16 protein-coding genes are annotated in these 23721 nt (G+C 38.9%); 9 read left to right on the plus strand and 7 right to left on the minus strand.

Annotation, left to right across the window (positions count from 1 at the left end):
* Positions 1-44 precede the first annotated feature (44 nt).
* From N4T20_RS16885 to N4T20_RS16895, 3 genes are all read left to right on the plus strand, one after another.
* Complete coding sequence (locus tag N4T20_RS16885; protein WP_260670290.1) at positions 45-2057, plus strand: hypothetical protein; 2013 nt, start codon at positions 45-47, stop codon at positions 2055-2057.
* Positions 2058-2325: 268 nt separating this feature from the next.
* Positions 2326-3315, plus strand: coding sequence for a biotin synthase BioB (gene bioB, locus N4T20_RS16890; protein ID WP_260670291.1), 990 nt, complete (start codon positions 2326-2328; stop codon positions 3313-3315).
* 235 nt (positions 3316-3550) lie between these two features.
* Complete coding sequence (locus tag N4T20_RS16895; protein ID WP_260670292.1) at positions 3551-4057, plus strand: DNA-deoxyinosine glycosylase; 507 nt, start codon at positions 3551-3553, stop codon at positions 4055-4057.
* A 29-nt stretch (positions 4058-4086) separates the two neighbouring features.
* On the opposite strand, the gene N4T20_RS16900 is transcribed toward N4T20_RS16895, so the two are convergent.
* Complete coding sequence (locus N4T20_RS16900) at positions 4087-4329, minus strand: hypothetical protein (protein WP_260670293.1); 243 nt, start codon at positions 4327-4329, stop codon at positions 4087-4089.
* A 240-nt stretch (positions 4330-4569) separates the two neighbouring features.
* Positions 4570-4881, minus strand: coding sequence for an EthD family reductase (locus N4T20_RS16905; RefSeq protein WP_260670294.1), 312 nt, complete (start codon positions 4879-4881; stop codon positions 4570-4572).
* Positions 4882-5023: 142 nt separating this feature from the next.
* On the opposite strand from N4T20_RS16905, the gene N4T20_RS16910 reads away from it, so the two are divergent.
* The gene (locus N4T20_RS16910) at positions 5024-6001 is read left to right on the plus strand and encodes a GlxA family transcriptional regulator (protein ID WP_260670295.1); all 978 of its coding nucleotides are present in this window, start codon (positions 5024-5026) and stop codon (positions 5999-6001) included.
* Between the two features lie 77 nt (positions 6002-6078).
* On the opposite strand, the gene N4T20_RS16915 is transcribed toward N4T20_RS16910, so the two are convergent.
* Positions 6079-7146, minus strand: coding sequence for a proline racemase family protein (locus N4T20_RS16915; RefSeq protein WP_260670296.1), 1068 nt, complete (start codon positions 7144-7146; stop codon positions 6079-6081).
* Complete coding sequence (locus tag N4T20_RS16920; protein ID WP_260670297.1) at positions 7139-8116, minus strand: ornithine cyclodeaminase family protein; 978 nt, start codon at positions 8114-8116, stop codon at positions 7139-7141. The genes N4T20_RS16915 and N4T20_RS16920 overlap by 8 nt, the downstream gene beginning before the upstream one ends.
* Positions 8117-8767: 651 nt before the next feature.
* On the opposite strand from N4T20_RS16920, the gene N4T20_RS16925 reads away from it, so the two are divergent.
* The 3 genes from N4T20_RS16925 (at position 8768) to N4T20_RS16935 (ending at position 15881) form a co-directional block, all read left to right on the plus strand.
* Positions 8768-13354 (plus strand): molybdopterin cofactor-binding domain-containing protein, encoded by a 4587-nt coding sequence (locus N4T20_RS16925; RefSeq protein WP_260670298.1) that lies wholly within the window; start codon positions 8768-8770, stop codon positions 13352-13354.
* A gap of 23 nt (positions 13355-13377) precedes the next feature.
* Complete coding sequence (locus tag N4T20_RS16930; protein ID WP_260670299.1) at positions 13378-14808, plus strand: hypothetical protein; 1431 nt, start codon at positions 13378-13380, stop codon at positions 14806-14808.
* 68 nt (positions 14809-14876) lie between these two features.
* On the plus strand, positions 14877-15881 hold the full coding sequence (locus N4T20_RS16935; protein ID WP_260670300.1) for an XdhC family protein: 1005 nt from the start codon (positions 14877-14879) through the stop codon (positions 15879-15881).
* A gap of 14 nt (positions 15882-15895) precedes the next feature.
* Here N4T20_RS16935 and N4T20_RS16940 read toward each other — a convergent pair whose 3' ends face one another.
* The 3 genes from N4T20_RS16940 to N4T20_RS16950 all read right to left on the minus strand — a co-directional run bounded on the left by N4T20_RS16940 (position 15896) and on the right by N4T20_RS16950 (position 18887).
* Positions 15896-16564, minus strand: a complete 669-nt coding sequence (locus N4T20_RS16940) for an ankyrin repeat domain-containing protein (RefSeq protein ID WP_260670301.1) — start codon at positions 16562-16564, stop codon at positions 15896-15898.
* 8 nt (positions 16565-16572) lie between these two features.
* The gene (locus tag N4T20_RS16945) at positions 16573-17784 is read right to left on the minus strand and encodes an amidohydrolase (protein ID WP_409559635.1); all 1212 of its coding nucleotides are present in this window, start codon (positions 17782-17784) and stop codon (positions 16573-16575) included.
* A gap of 242 nt (positions 17785-18026) precedes the next feature.
* Complete coding sequence (locus N4T20_RS16950; protein ID WP_260670303.1) at positions 18027-18887, minus strand: AraC family transcriptional regulator; 861 nt, start codon at positions 18885-18887, stop codon at positions 18027-18029.
* A gap of 338 nt (positions 18888-19225) precedes the next feature.
* On the opposite strand from N4T20_RS16950, the gene N4T20_RS16955 reads away from it, so the two are divergent.
* The gene (locus tag N4T20_RS16955) at positions 19226-20764 is read left to right on the plus strand and encodes a DUF4157 domain-containing protein (RefSeq protein WP_260670304.1); all 1539 of its coding nucleotides are present in this window, start codon (positions 19226-19228) and stop codon (positions 20762-20764) included.
* Between the two features lie 162 nt (positions 20765-20926).
* Positions 20927-23653 (plus strand): DUF4157 domain-containing protein, encoded by a 2727-nt coding sequence (locus N4T20_RS16960; RefSeq protein WP_260670305.1) that lies wholly within the window; start codon positions 20927-20929, stop codon positions 23651-23653.
* The last annotated feature ends 68 nt before the right edge of the window (positions 23654-23721 follow it).

Below are 23721 nucleotides of genomic sequence, written 5' to 3' on the forward strand. Positions count from 1 at the left end.
GCGTACTACTAATACAATGAATAAACAATTAAAAAATAAACGCAATGAAGATTACTTCTGGAAAAAAACTTAAATCCTTTTTATTTGCCTTAACTGCTTTTTGTTTTGTTACAAATAAGGCATTTTCGCAGGACGACCAGCGCTGGCAAATCAATACTGACGGTTCTATCACGTGGCAAATAAATAATACTATTCCGCATGATGACCATATCGAAATGAGCGGTAAAAAAATCTCGTGTGTTTTAAGATATGGTGTTGCAGCAGATGGTTCTTTTCATGCTACCCGAAGTTTAGTCTGGCCAATGCTGAGAACCATTCCCAACAATACGCACGCGAGCTTGACACGTCAGTTTGCGCAGGATGCTTTTGACCTTGTTACCGTAAATTACAAGCCAATTCCTGCTGAAAAAACAGTCTCTCTGACACTTAACGGAACATTATTGGTTAAAAGTAAAACAGGCAATAATCTGGAACTTACCAGACAGTTTTTTCCCTCTACAGCTTTATCCGTTTATAATGAAATCTATACTATAAAGAACAGCTCTGAAAAGAACTGTATCGTAGAAATTCCAAAATCGAACGCCATTTATGCTACAGATCCTGCTAAAGGCACAGAAGGAAGTTATGCGATACACGCAGACCTTTTTAATAATGGCAGTTTTAATCTGAAGCCAAATGAAACCGTTAGCTTTTCTGTTGTCTATTCAGGCGTTAAAGCAAACGAATCTGTTCCGACTGTAAATGTCGAAGAAGAAAAAAACAAACGCACCGCATTCATAGCTGAAATATGGAGCAAATTGATACTGGAAACGCCCGATCAGGTTTTGAATACCGAATTTGCTTTCGCTAAAATCAGAGCGGCCGAAAGCATTTTTGAAACCAAAGGCGGTCCAATGCACGGCCCGGGCGGAGAATCTTATTATGCGGCCATTTGGGCAAATGATCAAGCAGAATATATTGGCCCATTCTTTCCTTATTTAGGATATGAATACGGAAATCAGGCATCGCTAAACGCTTATCTTCAGTTTGCAAAATTTATGAACAAGGAGTACAAACCTATTCCGAGTTCTATTGTTGCCGAAGGAACCGATATTTGGGCAGGTGCAGGAGATCGCGGAGATGGCGCTATGATTGCTTATGGAGCTGCACGCTACGCGCTTTCGAGAGGAAATTCAGATGAAGCAAAACAATTATGGCCACTGATTGAATGGTGCTTAGAATATTGCCGCAGAAAAATAAATTCAGATGGTGTGGTTGCTTCTGATTCTGACGAGCTTGAAGGACGACTTCCGGCAGGAAAAGCCAATCTTAATACTTCTTCGCTATATTACGATGCCTTAAACTCGGCAATATATTTAGGCCAAGTTTTAGGAAAAAATGTAGCACAGCTTAAAGAATATAAAAATGAAGCCGCAAAACTAAAAACGGCAATTGAAAAATATTTTGGCGCTAAAGTTGAAGGTTTTGAAACCTACAGATACTATAATGGAAATGACATTTTAAGAGCTTGGATCTGTACGCCTCTTACTATGGGCATTTACGATCGCAAAGACGGAACAATAGACGCGTTATTTTCTTCAAGATTATGGACTAAAGATGGTCTTGCAAGCGTTGCAGGAGATAAAATATTCTGGGACCGTTCTACTCTGTACGCCTTAAGAGGCGTGCTAGCTGCTGGCGAAACAGACAAAGCGCTTGATTTCCTGCATTATTATTCGAACCGACGCTTATTGGGCGATCACGTGCCATATCCGGTGGAAGCTTATCCAGAAGGCGATCAGCGTCATCTTTCGGCTGAAAGCGGTTTGTATTGCCGAATTTTTACAGAAGGATTATTTGGCATTCGTCCGACAGGTTTGCGCAGTTTTGACCTTACCCCTCGCCTTCCTAAATCTTGGCCGAGCATGAAACTAAACCACATTCATGCTTTTGAACGCGATTTTGATATTGCGGTTGAAAGAGCTGGCAAAAATCTAAAGTTAAAAATAACGGACGGAAAAAAGCTGATAATTAATAAGGTCATCAAAGATGGCAGTACAATAAACATTGAGTTATAATTTTTTTTTTTGAATTATTGTTTTTAGAAACAAGCCTCCAGAATATTTTTCTTGGAGGTTTGTTGTTTTTAATCTATAGCAAAATAAATTGTCTAGGCTCCACACTCCAATTTCAAGCGCAAAATTAAAGACCTTCTAAGGCGATTTGCTTCAATAAAATCGATAAGCCATTTTAACCGGACCACCCATAATATAAAAAGTGGTACATTTTGATGATACAGTAAAATAATACATTTGACCCAAATCATAAAGTATAACAAAATAAAAAATGAATAAGCAAGTAAGAAACGACTGGAAAAAAGAAGAAATTCAAGCTATCTACGATCAGCCTTTATTAGAACTGGTTTATCAGGCTGCGACTGTACACCGCAATTGGCATAAACCATCAGAAATACAGGTTTGCACATTGCTTTCTGTAAAAACAGGCGGCTGTCCTGAAGACTGCTCTTACTGCGGACAGGCGGCACGTTACCACACCGATATAAAAGTGCAAGCGCTTCTTCCGACAGAAACGGTTCTTGCGCACGCACAAAAAGCAAAAGAAGGCGGTTCTTCCCGCTTCTGTATGGCTGCAGCATGGCGTGAAGTCCGAAATAACAAAGATTTTGACCGTGTGATAGAAATGGTAAAAGGCGTAAACGATCTTGGACTCGAAGTTTGCTGCACTCTCGGAATGCTTACCGAAGAGCAGGCCATTCGTCTTCAGGAAGCAGGCCTTTATGCTTACAACCATAATTTAGACACTTCAGAAAGTTATTACGATGAAATAATCAGCACACGCAAATTTGACCAGCGCCTTGATACCATAAATAACGTCAGAAAAGCAGGAATCACAGTTTGCTCGGGCGGCATCATTGGTTTAGGAGAATCTGATGGCGATAGAATTTCGATGCTGCTAACCTTAGCAACCATGCCTGTTCATCCTGAATCTGTTCCGGTAAATGCATTGGCCAGAGTAAAAGGAACTCCTTTAGAAAACAATCCGAAAGTGCCTCTTTGGGACATGGTTCGTATGATCGCCACTGCGCGTATAGTTATGCCTGCTTCTATAGTGCGCTTAAGTGCCGGACGCATCGAAATGACCGAAGAAGAACAAGCTTGGTGTTTTATGGCGGGCGCCAATTCTATTTTTACCGGAGAACGCGAAACTTTATTGGTAACGCCAAACCCAGGGCTGTCTGAAGATATGCAGATGTTTCAGAATCTTGGTCTAAAACCTTTGGTTAAAGAAAATAAAAGCAGCTGTTCGGTGATTTAAAAAATACTGGATTTTGATCATCATGAAACTTCTAAGAATGGCAAAAAATCTTAGAAACATTAAAAGATGTGCAAAGCGATTTGCACATCTTTTCAGTTTAATTTTAGAAGGTTTCAAGAAAATCAAAACAAAAAAATGAAGCAAAACCTTACTGGCAATGCCTTTATGATTTGATTGCGCTGGTTTCAAATCTTTATCGCTAATTTTACAAAGCAAAAAATGAAACAGAAAAGTTATGCTAAAAAAAGCCCTTCAGCCTTTGATAGACAATGCTACAGTTATACTAATTATGGGCACTATGGCGGGCGAACAGTCTATTGCCAAGCAGGAATATTATGCAAACAGAGGCAACCTTTTCTGGAAAATTCTGTTTGCTGTTTTTGAGGAAGAATTCAGCACTTCTTACGAAGATCGAAAAGCATTGCTTAAAAAACACAACATTGGTCTTTGGAATGTTCTTAAAAGCTGCAAAAGAGAAGGCAGCAGCGATGCCACCATAACAGAAGAAACAATTAACGATTTTGAGAACCTGCATAAACAGTTTCCTAACATAAAGTATGTCTTTTTTGAAAGTAAAGCCGCCGCAAAATACTTTCAAAAATATGCTGTACCGCAGAAAAATGTGACTTATATGACTCTGCCCTCCACTAGCGGACTCAATGCAGGTTTAACAGCAGCAGAAAAAATGGAACAGTGGAAAGCTGTATCGCAAATAAGGCTTTCTATAAAAAATAACTATTAGTTACAAGTTGAATGATGCAATAAGACAATTTACCTGTTACGCATGATGTAGAAAAGTATTTCTTCTTCCAATTCCCTTGACAGATTCTCAAATTTCATCTTACGACGGTGGTTTTTCTCGCTCCTATCTTTGTAAAGTTCGGTTTTAGCAGTACTTGCACAGTAAGCATCGCATATTACCTTAAATTTTTGATCAAGTATGTACAATTCTTTCATAGAATCAAAATACGCTGCAAATTTAACATTGTACAATTCGTCAGGGATAGCGGCCATAGGTCTGGTTGTATTTAAATTAATACTTTATTTTACCTTACAGGTTCATTATATACTTACATACTCAATTATAATCAGCTCTTTTTCTATAAAAAATTAATGGTGTCGAAAGAATACTTAAAATTAAATTGAAAAACTTTAATCTTTCCATCTGAGCCTCCTGAAATGGTTTCAGATTATAATCTGAAACGAGAAATAGTAAAATGAACCTTGCAGCCGTTAAAATGCAACAATGGCAGATCAGGTATTTTCTACATCATACACATAAATCTGCACCTCGTTATCACTGGCCAGAATTCTGCGGTCAGCGGCGCATTGCTGTCCAATATCCGACTTAAAAGATTCCATCATCATATCTAAAGATTCAAAATATAAATTTGCCACACGATAGACATCTGAATGCCCTGTGGTTGAAAAAACCGGCCCTTTGCTTATTTCATACCTTATCAATCCTGGAAGCTTCTTCGCTAATGGAATATGCACTTCGAAATAATGTTTATTGAATAAGTCGATGTCTTTTGGTGTTTTGTAAATTACAGTCATTTTTGCCATAATATTTGATTTGTTTATAAGATTAAACCATTTTTAACAGTAAAATTAAAAGCAAAAAGCATACTGTCTGATATGAAAACTAGACATTCTTAGTGGTGCATTTGGACAATAACTTTTAGTACCTTTATAAGTAAAAAAAACAATGAAACAGCTTACCATTTTAGTTCCTGAAGGAGACAATAATCTCTCAAGCATATCTGGCGCATACGAAATCTTTAAGAAGGCAAATGCATTTTATAAAGCAAATGGCAAAAAAGAATTGTTTCATATCCAGCTGGCAGGAATTTCTGAAAAAGTAGAATTTAATGAAGGAATCTTTACGGTAAAACCTCACGTTCATATTTCGCAGGTTGTTAAAAACGATCTTATTATTATCCCGTCATTAAATCACAATTACAATCTAGCCCTTGAACATAATGAAGAACTTGTGCAATGGCTGCGAAAACAATACGTAAAGGGCGCTGAAATTGCCACGATCTGTACGGGAGCCTTTATGCTAGCCGCATCTGGACTTCTTGACGGAAAGAGCTGTTCTACGCACTGGTCTGTCAAAGAAAATTTCAGCAGGATGTTTCCTAAAATAAATCTGCAGATTGATGAACTGATTACTGATGAGAATGGAATTTATACCAATGGCGGCGCTTATTCTTTTCTGAATCTAATGCTTTACCTTATCGAAAAATATTATGGCCGAACTACTGCTGTCTACTGTGCAAAGGTATTTCAGATCGAAATGAACCGAAGTACGCAGTCACAGTTTATTATTTTCTCCGGCCAAAAGAAACATGAAGACGAAATGGTGCTCCATGCGCAGTCTTATATCGAACAAAATTTGGGAGAAAAGCTTTCTATGAATGATCTTTCCATTAAATTTAATGTCAGCAGAAGAAATTTTGACCGCAGATTTATAAAAGCTACGGGAAATACTCCTGGCGAATATCAGCAAAGAGTAAAAATAGAAGCGGCCAAAAAAGCTTTTGAAACAGACCGCAAAACGGTAAATGAAGTGATGTACGAAGTAGGCTATTCTGATGTAAAAGCCTTTCGCGACGCATTTAAAAAAATTACAGGAATTCCGCCAATAGAATATAAAAAGAAATACCATAAAGGCGCAGCTTAGTCCAACGCTTTTTATTGGCTATAAAAAGCAAAACTCTCGAAACATTCTTCGAGAGTTTTGCATATAAAATGGATAAACTATCTCAGTATAAAACCATTTCTCATTGGATCTTTTGGATCTATTAAAAAGGTGTTTACTCCTGTTACAAAAGCCGTTCCTTCAACTTGCGGAATCACAGCTCTGAAAGGTCCAAATTTTTCTTCCCTCACGAGAGAACCTATAAATGTGCTTCCTGTTATACTTTCAATTGTAATAAATTCATTCAAATTGATGGCATTTCTGGCTTTTTCTATAGCAATTCTTCCAGAAACACCAGATCCTGTTGGAGAACGATCGACTTCGCCATCGGCAAAAACACAAACATTTCGGCTGTGATTGCCCGTATTCATTGGCTCATCGATAAAAATGGTTCCGTATAAGAAACTCAAATCTTCCTCAAACGGATGAAGAATTTCTTTATCCTGATTCATTACAGCGTGTTTGATGTCTACTCCATTCTGAATAATGGCTCTATAATTTTCCTCAGTCAATCCAAAATTCAAATGTGTATTTTTTCTCAAATCGACATACGCATAAAACGCGCCTCCATAAGCCAAATCATAGGTAACTTTGCCAATGCCGTCTATGTTTACAATACGATCAAGTCCTACAGCAAAACTTGGTACGCAATGGAATCTAACCCCTGTTACTTCGCCATTCAAAACATTGACAAACGAGAAAATTCGTCCGCACGGAGCATCAATTTTCAATTCATTTTCTCCCTCTTTTATCTCTATCCATTTCATTTTTGCCGCCAATGTGCTTATTGCAATTATGGCATGGCCGCACATACTGCTATATCCTTCATTGTGCATGAAAAGAATCCCAAAATCTGCATCCTCATCATTTGGCGGAAGCAAAATGCAGCCATACATATCAGCGTGGCCGCGAGGTTCAAACATCAATGCTGTTCTTAAAAAATCGTAGTTTTCTTTTATATCTCTTCGGTACTCTAAAACATTGCTCCCTTTCAGTTCTGGAAAACCAGAAATAATTACGCGCAATGGCTCGCCGCCTGTGTGCATATCAATCGTTTTGATCTGCAGTACAGCATCATCAGCTTTATAATCTATATTAGTACAAATATTTTGGTAGGTATTAGACATTTTTTTGTGTTGTTAAATTATTATATTCTTCATAAAAATATCCAGCTGCAACAAGGTCTTCTAAAGCGTGTCCAACGGATTTAAAATAGGTAATTTCAGCATCAGAAGTTCTGCCTTGTTTTGCATTGCTGCACAGTTCAAACAGATCTGCTTTGATGGTCTCTTTCGTGATGATTCCATTTGTGAGCGGAATCAAAATATCACCGCTTTCCTTTAGTCCGCCCTGATAAGTATCTAGAAAAAGACTAGATTTTAGAACTGCTTCATCGTCTGCCTCACGCATATCTTTTTTATACGCCCCAACAAGATCTAAATGCTGGCCTTCTCTCAGCCATTTTCCAAAAACAAGCGGAACGGGTGACAAAGTTGCCGCCGAAATAATATCTACTTGAGAAATGACTTCTTCTATAGCTGAAACTGGTTTGCAGACAAATGAAGAACCTTCAAGGGCATCACAAACCAATTGTGCCTTTTCGATCGTTCTTCCCCAAACATAAACCTCTGTTATGGGTCTAACACTTGCGTGCGCCTGAATTAAATTTACAGCTAATGCTCCTGTTCCAATCATCAGCATAGACGAGGCATCTTTTCGCGATAGATAACTGCTAGCCAAAGCAGATGTCGCTGCAGTTCGTTTGCCTGTAAGCGATTTTGCTTCAAGTATTGCTTTGATATTTCCTTTGTGCCCATCCAAGTAGATATAAGTTCCTTGAATGGAGGGCAAATCATATTTACCATTATTGGGACTTACCGTAACTATTTTTACTCCCAAATCCTTACCTGCCTGAAATGCCGGCATAAGCAGCAATGTAGAATCTTTGCCCTCTTCTGGGTTAGGATAATCATGATGATGGCGCATAGGCACGTTAATGCCTGGGGTCGAAAAACCAGTCCGGAGTTTTTCTATAAGTTCTTTAAAATTGCATTTTTCTTCAATGAAATGATCTGAAATAAACTGTATTGGTTCCATGTATTTTGTTGAAATTTCATTAAAAATAGAAGATTATTTTATTGCAATACTATTTCATCGGTAATCAGATAAGATAGGTCAATTTAAGGTTAATATAGTACAAATTGATCTCAGTTTGCAACCGCAATTTCTTACATTACAAAACCACATCTTCTTTCAAAAAATGACTCCTATTGGGGTTCTTTATCTAGGTTCAAAAAATTCGGCACTGCTTTTTATACTTACCCGTCTAGTCTTTATACTATCTATTTGTAAAATACCCAACAGTAAAGGATTTATCCTTCAAATGCATTCAAGAAAACAATTTATAGGGTTAATCTTAGAAAAACAGGTATTATTACCTGCTGATAATTTAAACCGCCACATTACATTTGTTATGATTTAATAATAGAATATTTACAGATTAATATCCAATTCCAGCATCTTGTATTTCCTGATCAGCTAGATTGTCATTTTCTTTGGAAAGAACCTATTAAAATCCCCATTTCTACACTCCTATTTCAATTACACAGAAAAACCTCTACGCCAAAAAATATCTGTATGAATTATTACAGGGTTTTCAGCTCTTAACAATCTGAATTCCATAATAATCTTATTCCATTTTTTAAAAGTTTAGAAAAATTCAAGAACCAAATCAACTATTCTACTGCTATGAAAAACAAGGTAAATTTCTTTTTAAACGGGAAACCCGCGGTTATAGAAAATCCATCACCTGATTTGCTTTTAATTGATTATTTAAGATCTCCCGAAGTAGGGCTCTGCGGTCCCAAAAAACCATGCGGACAAGGCGGATGCGGCGGCTGCACGGTTATTTTATCGCAATGGGACTCTAAAGAAAAAAAGACCAGCCATCTGGCCATTAACTCCTGCCTGCGACCTGTTTGTGCCATAGAAGGACTTTCTATCACTACTATTGAAGGAACCGGCGCAGCTCGTAAACCTGACCCAGAGCATTTTGTGCAAAAGACCAGCTCGACACGTATGGCTGCCCCTCTTGGAGAAGACTATTCTCCCGTATTGGATGAAGCAGAAAAAAAAGCTGACGAAAAACGTATTGCTGTTTTCGAAAACATTGCCAAAAACACTCAAGACGGATCCTGCACTGCAGAAATAGAACTCATAAAGGAAGTCTCTAATTTTCCTTCTGAAGAAACCCACTCAGGGATAAATCCAGTCGCATATCAATTGGCGCTCAACAACGGAAGCCAATGCGGTTACTGCAGCGTTGGATTTGTGATGAATATGTCCGAATTCATAATCAACAACAAAAACGCAACCAAGAAAGAAATCGAACAGGCTTTTGACGGCAATTTGTGCCGATGTACAGGCTATCGATCCATCCTTACCGGAATGAAAACTTTTGCTTCCGATTGGGATTCTGCTGACGAAAAAAAGAGAATGTCCTGCACGCTCGATCCTGTTGGTAAAGCGCAGCTGCCAGGCAAACTAGAAATTCCTTTCCCAAAAGAAGCGGAGCATTCGCCTAAAGGCATTTCAATCAATCGCTGGACAACTCCAGCTACATTGGAGGAACTAGGAAAAATTCTAAATGAAAACGAAGACGTTAGATTAGTGCACGCCAACACTTCTTACGGAATTTACAAAAATGAATATCTTCCAAAAACCCAATATGTTGATATTCGTTTTATCCCAGAATTAAATGAGAAAAGTGAAATAGTAAATGATCATTTTCAATTATCAGCCAGCACTACTTACAGTGACTTGATTGAATTGCTTTCTAAAGAAATTGGAGACAGCGTAGGCAGTCAGAATAAATCCAAATTGAATATTACAGCGCTAGAGGCATTAGACTATATGGCACGCAGAACCGCTGGACGCATTGTGCGTAATGCCGCAACAATTGGCGGTAATACCATGCTGGTTCTCAAGCACATTCCAAAGGGCACAGGCGAGCCATTCCCTTCGGATCTTTTTACGACTTTATATGCTTTAGAGACAAAAATCAGCTACTATTTGGAGAAAAACGGCCAATTTAAAGCGTACACCAAAACAGCCGAAGAACTTCTTCAAGCAATTATAGGAGAACCGAAACTTGCTGACCAAATTGTTTTGAAATCCTATGAGATTCCTGTAAAAAAATCTAATGCTATTGTTTTTGCGCAAAAAGTGGCACTTCGTGAAGTCAACTCTCATAGTATTGTCAATGCGACGACCAATTTTAATATTAATGATGAATGCATTATTGAGTCAGCCGTAATTACTTTAGGCGGTATTGCGCCATATCCGTGGAGAGCAGCAAAGACCGAAGCAGCAATGCTAAATAAAAAGCTAGAACTGGAAGATGTGAATAGCCTTTCTATAATTCTGGCAGAAGAAGTCCGTCAAAAACTCGAAGAAGTGGAGGCTCGTATGGAAGAAGTTCCTGATGAAGGTTTCACACCAGAATACCGTACACAATTGGCTGTTTCGTTCTTTTATAAATCCATTATAAATGCTCTAGTTGCTAAGGGAGTCAAAATTCCAGAAAACTTAATCTCAGCGTCAGAGAACAAATGGGGACACTGGCCTGTGAGCGATGGCGTTCAAAATTATAAAACGCAAAATTACAAAGCTCCAGTCGCACAGCCATATATCAAGGTTACGGCCATGTATCAAACTTCAGGACAGATTCACTATACACATGAGCTTCCTGTACCACCTCAAACTTTAAACGGTGCATTTGTGCAAAGCCGCAAAGCATTGAAAAATTACTTTTTTTCAATAAATGGTAAAAAAGTCAAGATTGAGGAATTGCGAATGCATCTCAAAAAGGAATATCCTTCTTTTACAGATATTATTACCCATGAGAACATTAAAAACGGGGCGCGTAATTTTCAGGGAATGGGAAATGACCAACCGCTTTTCGCAGAAGAATTAGTAAACTATGTGGGACAATCTATTGCTATGGTGCTTGCCGCAAATGAGCAGGAAGCCATCAAAATTGCGGCAGAGGTTTCAGAAAAATATGTAAACTACACAAAACCAGGAAGCCCATACACGGGAGATTGGAGCGAACCAATTTTCGATTTTCTTGAAGCAATCACAAAAGGAAGCATTTTTCCTGATGCGCCAACTTCAACTCCATTCATATCTCATATTTGGAAAATAACACGTCCGGGAAGCCAATTTGATTGGACAAAAGAACAGCCAGACCAACCTAAAACTCTATTGCGCAAAGAAAAGCAGTCAATAACCCAAAGAGAGGAAAAAGTAGATAATATTCCCTGCACGGTGGTTAACTCTTCGCAGCTTTGCGGCGGGCAGGCTCATTTTTACATGGAGCCTCAAGCCTGTATTGCCACTCCTATAGATGAAGGGCGCATAAAAGTGCAGCCATCTGTCCAAAGTCCGGGAGGAATGCACGATACAGTTGCATCAGCATTAGCGATGTATCATCATCAGGTAGAAGTGAATGTTCCGCCTGTTGGAGGAGGATTTGGAGGAAAAACAGAGCAGACACGTTTTGTTGCCGGACCTGCTGCAGTTGCTGCAAAAGCAGTTAAAAAACCAGTCAGAATAGCCATGCCTCGCGACGAAGATACTGCTATGATAGGCAAACGCCATGCCTATTACGGCGAATACGAAATTGCAGTTGATACAGGCGAAGCCAAACTTGAAAATAAAGGAATCATTCATGGCTTCCAGCTCAAAATGTGGGGAGATGGCGGTGCTTTTTATGACTGCTCTTTTATTGTCTCCAATTGTGTCCAGCTTCGCACCGACAATGCCTATAGAATTAAAAACTTTGAAAGCCAGATTGATGTGTGCCGAACCAATACTGCGCCTAGCACGGCAATGCGCGCCTTCGGGGATGTGCAAGGCAAGAACATTGTCGAAAATGCCATTGATGATGCAGCTATTTCCATTGGTATGAGACCAGAAGATCTGCGCGAAAAAAACTTGTACGACCGCGGTGATGTCACTCCTTTTGGCCAAGCACTTACTTACTGCTACATGAAGCAGGTATGGGCTTATGCCAAAGATGTCTCCAATTTTGAGGCTAAATACAAGCAAGTGCAAGATTTCAATAAGGAAAACAAATGGTTCAAAAGAGGGATTTCTATAATTCCTGTAAAATATGGCTCAGGATATAATCTTCTTGCGCTAGAACAGTCCGCTGCCATTATGGCTATCAACCCGGGAGACGGAACAGTTGTTATCCATCAGGGAGGTGTCGAAATCGGACAAGGTCTGGTTACGCAAGCACAGCAAGTAGCTTCGTACGTCTTAGGAATCCCGATGGAAATGATATTCATTGACAATGTCAATACAAGCATTACTCCCAACCCAACAAGTACGGGAGGTTCGACAGGTACGCCTTATTCATGCGAAGCCGTAAAACAAACCTGCGAAGAAATGCGAGCTAGGCTTATGGAATTTGGCTATCAGATGCTGAACGAAAATGGTGAAGATTGGTGCATGAAAAGAAATATAGATTTCTGGAATTACGGTGCTGGAGAAAATAAAGGCTGGGCTACAAAAATTAACCCAAATGAAGGAAATAAATCTATGATTTGGCAAAACCTTATCAGTTTGGCTGCTTCTCAAAGGGTAAACCTTATTGCTTCTTTTAACGCTAAAATAAAAGGCGGTGAGGTTCAAATTCCTGTAATGACATTTAAACCTGAAAGTGACCAGCCCAACATTCCAGGCATAGAGCGTATAAAAAATGCATCTCTTGGCGGTGGCGTTGATTCATTTGTAGGCTTTACCTATTCTGTGGCAGTTTCTGTTACCGAAGTGGATATTCTGACCGGAGAAGTAAAAATCATCAGCTCTGATATTATTTACGATATGGGATGGAGTCTAAATCCTGCTATAGACATCGGACAGATTGAAGGTGCTTTTGTTCAAGGAATCGGATATCTTCTAACTGAAAAGCTAGTATCTGAAACAAAAGGTCCTGATCAAGGAAGGTTAAATTCAACCAATACTTGGCGCTATAAAATCCCAGCCATTACAACAATTCCTCTGGAAATGAATACATTCCTTTTCCCAAGAGATGAAAAGTCTGTAGAAAGCATCCCGCCAGATCCTAATCAGATATTTTCTGCCAAAGAGGTCGGAGAACCGCCTTTAGTTCTAGCCAATAGTGTCTTCTTTGCTATAAAAGATGCCATAAGAGCCTCAAGAGTAGAGCGCGGACTATCTCCCCTATTCCGATTAGATGCTCCTGCTACCGTACAGGAAGTGCGAAGAGCTTGTGAGATTACTGAGAAAAATTTAATCAATAAATAAACTATTAACCCAATCTTCTATTTATGAAACAATTAAAACCGCTTATTATAGCAATCTCCATTTTGTTTGCGTCGTGCGACAAAAAGCGTGAAGAACCTGCTGCAGAAAAAAAGAACAGTGCTTTAGCCGCATTGGAGCAGCGAAATTATGAAGAAGATGGCTTTCCCGACTTCGGTTACATGGTAAGTCCTCAAGAATACCGCGAAAAATATTCTGATCAGCCTATCTTTCGCCTAAAAACAGATTTCCCAACTGAATTGCCTGAGGAAATGCCTAAATTTCTTGATATCGATTTCAAAAAAGAGCCTTTAAAGTACATTGAAGCTGTGCGCGATTATGGCTTTGAAGGAAACACTGAAGAATGGAATCCGTATAAAAACAAAGTTCGCAACTGGTATCACATACCATGGCTGCATCCAAGTGTTGAAGGGCCAAATGCTTATCCTCCAAACGGTGGTACAGAAGGTTTTCACGGCTTAATTAAAGAAGCTCCCCTTGGACCTCTTCAGCTAGGGCCTGGTCTTAAAGGAATTGAAGGCGACTATTCGGTTTACGCCATAACTCTAATCAATGATAAAGCGGGTTATGCTATGGGGAAAATGTGGAAATCTCCGCAAAATCCTAATATAAAAGTATTGGACAAACGTTATGACAATGGCGGATTCCCAACGGGTACTGTCTTTGTAAAACTGCTTTTCACAGACGCTCCTAAAGGAACAGATTTTGTAGATTATCTTGTAAATCCGCTGACTTGGAAAGCTTATATAACTGAAAATTTTTGGAAATCAGATAAGAGAGTCGTTTCTGATGTGCATCTTTTGCAGATGGATATTTCTGTTCGCGATCCTAGAGCAGACAGAAGCCCGAGCAATCCTCAGGGAACTGGATGGGTATTTGGCACTTTCTGCTACAACGGTAAGCTGAACAACAAAAACAAATTAATGAATCTTGTTCCTGTCGGACTTACATGGGGGAATGATCCTGAAAACAAAATCAACAAAACATCTCCGTATCCGCCAATCAAAACCGAAGTAAACAAAGATCTAAAAGAAACGGTAATTTTTGACGGTCCTAATTTGCCTCCTCAGCATCTTGGATGGAATGGCAGACTAGACGGACCTGCTGATCTTAATACAGTTTCTTGTATGTCATGCCATAATGCTGCGCAATATCCTGCTGTAACATCGCTTGTTCCTCCAAATGCAGCTCCAGATGGCGGCAAAACACCACCTGTAGGAGGCGGTGACAAAAAATGGATGGAATGGTTTCAAAATATAGAGTGCGGAACCTCTATGGATCCGAATGTATACTCAACCGATTTCTCTTTCCAAGTTGCTATTGCTTTAGAAAACTTCTTTACTGCCAAAGCTGCTTCAGAAAACGGAAAATTTGCTTCACAGTACAAAGCGGTTCATGTGCCTATCCGTCGAGGGGATATTGCTCCGAACAAATAATTTTTCATTTAGAATTAAAAATTTTGCCTGCCATACTTATGGCAGGCAAAATTCAAATCACAGCATAAATGACTCACGAATTTTTAAAAATAATAGACTCATACAAAAAGGCTGTCAAAAGAAATGTGCAGACAGTTCTGGCAACCATTGTCTATACAGAAGGTTCTTCTTATCGAAAACAAGGAACCCGAATGCTCATTGACCAATATGACAATGCAACGGGAGCATTGAGCGGAGGCTGTGTTGAGCAAGAAGTAATCAGGCAGTCACGCACTGTATTTGCTTCGGGGTGCCCAAAAGTATTCAAATATGACGGACGCTACAGATTAGGCTGTGAAGGAAACATTTATATTTTAATAGAGCTCTTTACCCCTAATGATGAACTCATTGGTTTTATTGAAAATGCCATTGAGCAAAGACAATCTTTTCATTTAATATCGTCATTCACAACAGACGAAATAAGCCATCCTAGTTTTGGAACTTCTTTTGAATTTAAGGACAGCACCTTTTATCACTCCAATTATAATACAAATTCTAATAATCAACTTTTTAAACAGCTGATAGAGCCCCTAAATCGGTTATGCATCTTTGGAATCGAACATGACGCCGAGAAATTAAGTCAGCTCGCATTCTTCTTGGGTTGGGAAGTCATTATAATTGGTTCAGAATTTAGTACTGTAAACGAAAGTGATTTTCCATTTGCAAAATCAGTCTTAACAATGAGACCGGAAGATCTTGACCAAAACCTTTTCTGCAGCAATACCGCCATTATGGTCATGAGCCATAATTATTCTAAAGATCTTCGTTTTGTACTCAGCATCATTTCCTCAAAAGTGCGTTACATAGGCCTTCTCGGCCCAGTGCATAGAAGAGAAAAACTATTAAATGCTGTCCTCGAAACAGATTTAAATTTTGATGATGCTCTATTTGATAAAATTCATGGTCCTGCAGGTTTATCCATTGGAAGCAAGACGCCAGAAGAAATAGCATTATCTATTATGGCAGAAATTACAGCCATTTGGAGAACAGATCAAAAAGAGCACAAAAACCCTTCTTTCTCAATCAGCAATTAATTTTAGCTAAACTATTATGACTTTATAATAGCTGCAATTTCTTTAAATCCTTTTGACTGGGCGTGCTGCAGCGGAGTTACCCCATCGTGGTCGGGAATATCCATTTTTGCTCCTGCATCTTTTAAGATTTGGACAATTTCCTGATATTTTCTGCTTCCGTCTCCCAACACAATGGCTTCCATTAAAGCAGTCCATCCTAAACGGTTAATATGATCTATTGGAAAATTCTTCGTATTGGCAAGAAGCCTCACCGTTTCTATGTGACCGCGTTCACAGGCTGGTATGAGTGCCGATCCATTATAGCGGTTAAAAACATCAAAACGGGCACCATTATTTAAATACAGCTGAACCAATTCAGTCTGTCCGCTTGCGCCAGCATACAAAAAAGCATTGTCTTTGTTGTATGCCTGCAGATTGACGTCTGCTTTATATTTTACCAAAAGCTTTGCCATTTCGATTTGTTTGCCGATAGTAGCAATAAGCAGTAAAGAACGTCTATCGCTATCAGTGGCATTTACATTCGCTCCATTTTCCAAAGCTTTCGTAACCCCCGAAATATCATTTTGTTGCACCAACTGCAAAATATCTTTATCCATAATTTCATTTTCTTTTAAATCCAATGCTGAGTGGCAAGAACCAGCAGGAATCATTACTGCCACTAAAAAAACAATAATACTTTTCATAAAACCGATTAATAGACAATATTTCCTTTGTAAATCAGAGATTTTATTGGCGAAATGCGGGAAACTGCTTCTGCAGAACAGCTGGCATCTACAAGCACCAAATTTGCCTCATCGCCTGCTTTTGGCCATTGCTGTACGCCCTTATCATCCAATGGGATAGGTCCTGCTGTTGCCAATCTTAGCATTCTGGATAAACCAAATTCTGAAACCTGTCCGTATAATTGTGCAGCAAGATTAGCCTTCTGCAGCACGCTTCCAGTTCCCATAGTGCTCCAATAATCTACAATGCTGTCATTTCCCGTCATAACAGTTACGCCGTGCTTTAATAATGTAGGAATCGGCATAATCGTACCGCCAAAAGGTATTGTAGAAATAATGCCTACCTGTGCATTGGCCAATTTTTCAGCCATTGTCTCCTGTGCGCTTTTGTCTAAAGCAGCAAGAGCAAAGGCATGGCTGACAAAGGTTTTTCCTTTTAAAACAGGGTTTTCATTCACCTTATTTATCAGATATTCAATAGTATCGACACCTGATTTTCCCGATTCGTGCAAGTGAATATCAATCCCTTTACCATGATCCAGAGCAAGCTGAACAGTCGTATCCATTGTTTTTTGAATAGAGCCGTCTACATTTGTAGGGTCCAAACCTCCAATAAAATCAATACCCATTTTTGCAGCTTCTTTCATATAGGGAAGCGAATCTGTGTAATACAGACCATGTTGAGGAAAAGCAACAAGCTCAGCTCCAAAACCATTCTTTTTGCTGGCCAATGCTTTTTCCAGATTTTTAAGCGAGTCCAGTTTAGATGTCGGTTCAATATTGACGTGGCTGCGGGCAAATCCCGTACCATGCGATTGCAGAAGTTCAATCAGCTTTTCAGCTTTATAAGTAGAATTTTTCAGCATATCGGGCATCGTTTTCTGCTCGAGTGCAATCATTCCTTTTATGCCTCCCGAACGACGTACAGCGCGCCATTTTTCAGCATAAAGCGTTTTATCCAAATGAATATGCATATCCTTGAAAGAAGGCAGCATCAACATTCCTTTTGCATCTATTGCTTTTATGCCAACTTCGTTAGGGCTAATTTTTTTTATTTTTCCCTTCTCAATTTCTACAGAAAAAAGTTCGGTTCTGGTTCCTACCACTTCTTCTCCTTCAAACTCAAAACCGGTTTCCAAACGGACATTTTTCAGCATATAAGAATTTCCTGCTGCTGCCATTTGATCTATCTTTAAATCGTTATTTTGCCCCTGTAATACAGCTGGCATAAATGCCATGCCGATAAAACCTAGTCCAGAATTCTTAATGAAATCTTTACGAGAAATGCTTGGCTTTTCCATATTTGCGTTTGTTTAATTAAGTAAAGCTTTCTTTGTTTAAGCGATAAAGAAGATCGCTTTTTCAAATGTAGACATTTACAGACAAGGAAAACTTGCAGGATTTCTCTAGGTGCTTGAAGAATTTATCTCTTTTTTCGAAATTCAGAAGGCGATATCCCAGTATGGCTTTTAAAGAAATTAGAAAAATAGGCATGATCGACAAACCCCAGTTCAAAGGCAATTTCTTTAATAGACAAATCTGTACGCTGCAGCTGCCTTTTAGCTTCTGTCTCTACGCGCTGCTGTATGAGCTGTGTGGCAGATATTTTCAAATGCTTTTTGCAAAGAATATTAAGATAATTGGCTGAGACGTTTAGTTTAGCAGCGTAAAATGCCACAAACTTCTCCTGTTTAAAAAACTCGTCTATCAGCATATTAAAAGCGGCCAATCGCGCATTGGACTGATAAACTTTAAATTCTGTAAAAGCATTTTCTGCTTCTCTGCTTATTATAGAGGCTATCACTGCCGCGCGTGCATTAATAAGGTTTTCTAAGGAATCTTCCCGTTTGAGTTCGTTTTTGATTGCATCAAATTCATATTGCAGCATTTCAAAAGCAGCAGCCGACAATTGTATCACCGGATGATTTTGATAATTGGTAAAAGAAAATCTAAAATAGGGAGCAAATTTTTCAAAAAATGTACGTTCTATCATAAGCTGATAACCAATTGTACCTGCCTTAATATCCCACTTGTGCATCTGTCCCGGAAATAATACATGAACTTGAAAATTGCCAATAGGATAATCTACAGAATCGATGGAATGCAGCCCTTGGGCTTGGTCAAAAAGGCTGATGATAAAGAAATCGTGAGAATGAGGTTTTTCTATAATTCTTTCTCCATGCAGTTCATTAAACAAAATCTCTTCCCTGCCGGCAAGCTGACCTTCTCTAAACTCCTGTATGCCAATTACCGATACAGAACGGCTTTTTTCAGATTTGCTCATAACTAAGGGAATTGATTTTTCTCTAAAGTTTTTCTGTGCTAAAAAACCTCAACAGAAATACTAAATGGATTGTGAAATTTATAAAAAATATATCAAACAAATATCATTTCAAAATCCGAAACACAAATCAATACAAAAGAACGCACTAAAAAAATTCTCCGATCACTCAAAAACGTTAAAAAGAGTTTATCAATCATAAAAATAGTTTTCATTTTGTTGTAATTTTCCTATACAAATCAATCATAATACACTATATTTGACATAGTTAACATCTGTTCACACAAATTTCCATCAGTATTGAGATTGCTTAAAGAATAGTAAAGCTAAAAAAGTAGACTATGAATTCTTACTCCGATAAAATACAGCAAAACAAAAAACAAACTACACCACATACGGCCACTCAAAAGAAGAAGAATACTGCTCTAACTCACACAGACATCTCTTCAACAGCTCAAATTCAATTGCAGGAAATCGCAAACAAGAGCGAACAGGTAAAATACGCAGTGCAATTGCAGGAAATGGCCAATACTAATTCTTCCTCGGCTATACAGAAAAAAGGCATTGAAGAGGAAGAACTTCAGATGAAATCTATTCCCGTCCAAAGACAAACTATTGAAGAAGAAGACCCCTTGCAAAAAAAAGACATTCCTGTACAAAGGCAAAGTATTGAGGAAGAAGAACCGCTGCAAAAAAAGGCTATTCCTATTCAGAAAAAAGGCATTGAAGAGGAGGAGCCCCTGCAAGGCAAATTTGCCTCACCAATACAAAAAAAAGAAAACAACACCGGCCTGCCTGACAATCTAAAATCTGGAATTGAAAACCTTTCGGGTTATAGCATGGACGACGTAAAGGTTCATTACAACTCTGACAAACCAGCGCAATTGCAGGCACACGCTTATGCGCAGGGAACTGACATCCATATCGCATCTGGGCAAGAAAAGCATTTGCCTCACGAAGCTTGGCACGTCGTGCAGCAAAAACAAGGACGTGTACAGCCTACTCTTCAAATGAAAGGCAATGTGAACGTAAATGATGATGCAGGTTTGGAGAATGAAGCGGATGTGATGGGTGCAAAGGCTGTGACAACTGGTGTTGACGTTACTCAAAGCTATGAAATAGAAAGATCGAATTTTTCTCAGGAAGACCGCAAATACGCTAGTCCAGTATCTAATGTGGCACAGCGTGGAGTAAACGAAGATATCGTTGAGGCTAAAGGAGACATTCAAAACACAGAAGGATACGCCAAAAGCGTATTGGCAGGGGTCACTGAATATGCTGAAAAAATTTATTTCGTTGACAACAATAAAACAAGTCATCCCGCTTTGCCTGCAGAAGTTATAGAAATGGCCGGAGGGCTTAAGGCTTGGGCCGCAAATTATTACAATAAAGCACAAGCTAATTTATATGAAGCGCAAAAAACAAATGATCACACAATTGTAGGATCAACTTTATCAAGATGGATTCTGGCAAGATTAGGACAAGACACAGATAAAGAACCTGATATGCAATCACTCGAAGTAGGACAGCATAGCGATGGGCAGATTGCTTCAGATCGACGAGCAACCGAGTTGAAAACTTGTACAACGGCAGGTCAGCAAAATGTGGCAAAACTTGTACAAGAGGGATTGGCTCAGCTGCAAAAAAGAGAAGCAACAGGCAAGTATACTAGCCTTCTGCTGACGGTTCATAATGACCATCCTGCAAATAAATATCCATATACCGATACAGATGTCATAGATTTTAAAGATCAGGATGCTATAAATAATAAACTTATCGAGCGTATAAATGCCACTACAAAAGGGTCAGGTATAAAATTAAAACTTGAGGTGAGGTTGGAACATAAGGGAAAGCGTTATGCCACGGTCTTTTATAACTAAACCTAAAAATGTTAAACTAAAGAAAGAGATGCTTAATTTTGATCAATCTTCTATCTCAGTTACCGTTATACCTATGAATATGCTTATCCGTAAAAAATATTTTTAATAAAATTATACTGGAATTTCATATAGACTCAATAATCAAACTTTTAAAAGCAAATTATGAATTCTTACGTTAATAAAGAACAGGAAAATAAAAATAAAAAGGCATTAAACGTTACTCAAAAGAAAAACAACGATAATCTTACTTCGGACTTTTCTAGCCTAGATCCTGCAGCTGCTGTTCAAATGCAACTGCAAAATACCGCAAATAACAGTGAACAGGTAACACAAGCTTTGCAATTGCAAGCTATCGCTAATTCTCCCTTGTCTATACAGAAGAAAGATGTTGAGGAAGAACTACAGATGAAACCTATTCCGGTGCAAAAACAAAGTATTGAGGAAGAAGAACCGCTGCAAGGCAAATTTGCTTTACCCATACAAAAAAAAGAAAACAGCACTGGCTTGCCCGACAATCTAAAATCTGGCATTGAAAACCTTTCGGGTTATAGTATGGATGACGTAAAGGTCCATTACAACTCTGACAAACCAGCGCAATTGCAGGCACACGCTTATGCGCAGGGAACTGATATCCATATTGCATCTGGGCAAGAAAAGCATTTGCCTCATGAAGCTTGGCACGTCGTGCAGCAAAAGCAAGGTCGTGTACAGCCTACCTTACAGATGAAAGGCAATGTAAATGTGAATGATGATGCTGGGTTGGAGAATGAAGCAGATGTGATGGGGCAAAACGCTTTAAACTTAAGCGCCAACAATACTTCGGCAAATCAACTGAAGTCTACAACCTCATCTTCGCAAAATGCTGCCGTGCAGCGCTATTTAAAAATAGGCCCAGTGATTGTTGAGGAAGATGCTGTAGACTTTATTGTCAGTAAAATTATTGAGGAAGCTGTCAAAATAATGACAATTTGGGAAAATGCTGAAAAACCTCTTCTCAACAATCCATCATATGTTGCATTTCAACGAGGAATACCGCTTCTTCTCATCAATAATACGAAGAAAGTGGCGGAAATTGTTGCCAGATGGGCAGCTGCTTCAGGAGTTGGAATGGCAGTAATATCTGAAAGTGTATCGAGTAAAATAACAGGTGTGAGAGGAAACAAAGCCGAATGGAAAGAATTTGACGATTATTTTGAGCTGGCACTGGCGGTAGGTTATGAATTAGATCCGCATCTTAAAGAAAATCAAGAATTTGAGGTAGAGCTTGGATCTCAAATCATAAGAAATGATGAGATCGCCCAAAAATTAAACTCATTAAGAATTACCCTAATGCAATGGATCGTTAGGCAATATAGCAGCACTGGAAGCGCATTGGCCACTTTTAAAATGAAATTCAAACTGGGGGGTTCGTATAACTTTTCGGGAAGCAGTTCTGTTTCGAGAGATTTTGATGCTTTGCTTGTAACTTCTGGTCTTTCCGTTATCGATAATATAGAAATATTGCATGACTTAATGGAAATCACGTCTGATCAAGGCGCTGGAAGTATATTTCAAAAATTTGGAAAAGTTATTGCTCCAGAGGTAAAAAAAGAAGCCTATAACCAAATTGGAGTGAATGAGAACGGAGAACTTTATGAAATGGTGCCCATGATGACAAAGTCAGATCACGGTCCTGGGGGTTCTGCATGGAAAGCATCTAAACATTTCATTTTGAAAATATACGAGGTTGAACTTAATTCATTTAAAACCAGAATGTCTGAAAGAGATCTTGACGAAATAGAGCTGGTTGATTTTGATGAGCCTGTTGAAGATGAGCTTGACCCAAAATCTAGAGAGCTATCAGATAGATATTCTGGAAAAAAAGGCGAAAAACTTTCTAAAGCCATGGCTTATAAAAGACGCCCGCCAGAAACGGCATTGGAAAGGCTCCGAGACTCTATTTTAATGGGACTTGATTTAAAGGCTAGCTTTAAGCCCTCTGATACGGATAAACTAAATAAGCGATCAAAAGGAAGACACAACGTAGGTACGCGCGATGAATATGACCCTGTTACTGTACTTGCCAGAGCCAATGGCGTTCCTATTGAAGCTGGAAGATCGATGACAACTGCGAGAATGCTAGAACTTTGCACGCTGGCTTTGAATGATAATCCGGAAGGAAGAGAATTGCACTCAAAAGGAGAATCAGAACTTGATGCTTTGGCACAAGGTATCTTTGCTTATTGGGCTGCCCAATACAATCAGTCATTAACCCCTATCCATACCTATCATGAAGTAATGGATGTCGCTAGAAAATACGGAGTTGAATACAGGCCATTTCATTACAAAGTGTTTAACGGTTTAACTATGGAACTCCAAGAGTTTCGCCCGATGAACAAAGAACTCGATCTCAAAACTTCTAAAAATGGAATTGAAGCGATAGAAGAAAGAAGAGAACGCTCCTATAGACCGACAGATATCCAAAGAGATAGATTACTAACATTAGGACGCGAAGCTGTCTGGATTGATCCAAATGGCGATTGTCTTTTTAATGCCTTAAAATATCTAGGCGCACCAATTGGCAGTGTAGATCTTTTCCGAAGGGAGTTAGGAAATTACCTTAACTCGCATTATCACAAGTATTCTGGATTTGTTACAGGCATCTCGCAAGAACAGCTGGTGATGCAAATTAAGAAGCCAGGTTCATTTTTCAATCTTGGCGGCGATATGACTCCAATGTTAATCTCAGACTTTTTAGGTTTTCCTTTTTCAATATTGAATGTCGATGGAAGTTATCATCACATCAATGGCGGAAATGCGAATCGATTAATCATTAGAGTCACTAATCCTCTTCCTCATTACCATAGTTCTAAAAGCAGCATGGCAGAAGTCGAGCTGCAAGACTTTTAATTTTTCTAACTAAATTTTGAGGTTAAGCATAATTAGAAAAGGAAATATCGCAAGCGGGAAACAAAACC

The organism is Flavobacterium sp. TR2, from assembly GCF_025252405.1.
Classification (GTDB): Bacteria; Bacteroidota; Bacteroidia; order Flavobacteriales; family Flavobacteriaceae; genus Flavobacterium.